The organism is Shewanella sp. SG41-4, assembly GCF_014164505.1.
Taxonomy (GTDB): Bacteria; Pseudomonadota; Gammaproteobacteria; order Enterobacterales; family Shewanellaceae; genus Shewanella.
Genome location: NZ_JACJFI010000623.1, coordinates 1 through 1,231, shown reverse-complemented (window position 1 = coordinate 1,231; position 1,231 = coordinate 1). Strand labels below are relative to the sequence as shown.

At 41.3% G+C, this 1,231-nt stretch carries 3 protein-coding genes; all 3 read left to right on the top strand.

What is annotated here, in order from left to right; translation table 11 throughout:
• Window positions 1-152 precede the first annotated feature (152 nt).
• The 3 genes from H5202_RS24515 to H5202_RS24505 all read left to right on the top strand — a co-directional run bounded on the left by H5202_RS24515 (window position 153) and on the right by H5202_RS24505 (window position 873).
• Window positions 153-332 (top strand): hypothetical protein, encoded by a 180-nt coding sequence (locus tag H5202_RS24515; RefSeq protein ID WP_259397455.1) that lies wholly within the window; start codon window positions 153-155, stop codon window positions 330-332.
• Between the two features lie 144 nt (window positions 333-476).
• Window positions 477-764: a hypothetical protein gene (locus H5202_RS24510; RefSeq protein WP_259397456.1), complete on the top strand. Its 288-nt coding sequence runs from the start codon at window positions 477-479 to the stop codon at window positions 762-764.
• Window positions 676-873, top strand: coding sequence for a transposase (locus H5202_RS24505; RefSeq protein WP_336244836.1), 198 nt, complete (start codon window positions 676-678; stop codon window positions 871-873). The genes H5202_RS24510 and H5202_RS24505 overlap by 89 nt, the downstream gene beginning before the upstream one ends.
• The last annotated feature ends 358 nt before the right edge of the window (window positions 874-1,231 follow it).

Sequence of the window (1,231 nt, the reverse complement as noted above, 5' to 3'; positions counted from 1 at the left end):
ACAATAGGGCTCGTTATTGCAAAAAGATTTTTTTATGTGGTTTGCTGTATTATGCAGGGTCGGTTAATTAACACGAAAATGATAACAAGAGCGCTAGTATTAACTTGCTTTCAACACACCCATCCTGTTTAGTTGCTTTAGAAGCCTGTGAAGTGTCTCATTATTGGGCAAGAGAAATACAACAGTGTGGGCACCAGGTAAACTTTATTCCACCTCAACATGTAAAAGCCTTTTTAATTGGCAACAAAAATGACTATAACGACGCCTTAGCCATTGCTGTCGCGGCTAACCAGCCACATATTAAAAGTGTAGGAATAAAATCGATAGTGTAACAAGATAATCAAGCACAGCATAAAGCACGCGAGTTGCCAGTTAGGTAAAGAACGGCATTATGCAACCAAATAAGAGGATTAATCGCTGAATACGGTATTGCGTTAACCCAAGGTGTAAACAATATATGTAAAAGTATCCCTCTAATGCTAGATGATGAGGCCTCGCCATTATCAGGGGCGTTTAAAGCTATACTTAGGCAGCTACAAAGCCAATTAACTGCATTAGATACGTGTATCGAAGCCTATAGCCAATTGATTGTGAAAGCAGTAAAGCGCAGTGATATTTGTCAACGAGTTCAAACCATACCAGGATTTGGCCCTATGGTATCGAGTGCTTATTTTAATGAAGTGGGTAATGGCAGTCACTATACGAGGCAGGGATGTTTCTGCTTCCTTAGGTATCGTTCCCCGCCAGCAAAGTTGTGGGGGTAAAGATACGTTGCTAGGCATAAATATGCGAGGGAATAGTTACTTACTGTGTCTGTTAATCCAAGGAGCAAAGGCTGTAGTATCAAGAGCTGGAACGAAAAGTAAAAATTAAGTCAATGGATAAACCGACTTGTTCAAACTCGGGGGCATAACCGAGCGAGCGTTGCTTATGCCAACAAAATGGCGAGAATGGCTTGGGCGATTACCGTCTCTGGAGAAGATTATTCAGCAGAATAAGTAAACCGCTCTTCAAAGAACTGCGTGAATAGAGCAAAACGATGACATAACAGGTAAAACCTGCATATTGAAAACCTGATAACCTCAAAGAGCGAAAGGCCCGACGAGCTGATAAGGACGATATGCGCGTAATACATCGAGGTCAGAAATCAATAGCTTCATTAAAAGACCGTATATATGACAGCAATCCAGTCCATGTTATCGATGAGTTATACCTTGCAATACGGGAGGAG

What these genes read in the sequence shown, in the direction of transcription:
- H5202_RS24505 (WP_336244836.1), top strand. Translation starts at nt 676, where the DNA reads ATGAAGTGGGTAATGGCAGTCACTATACGAGGCAGGGATGTTTCTGCT.
- H5202_RS24510 (WP_259397456.1), top strand. Translation starts at nt 477, where the DNA reads ATGCTAGATGATGAGGCCTCGCCATTATCAGGGGCGTTTAAAGCTATA.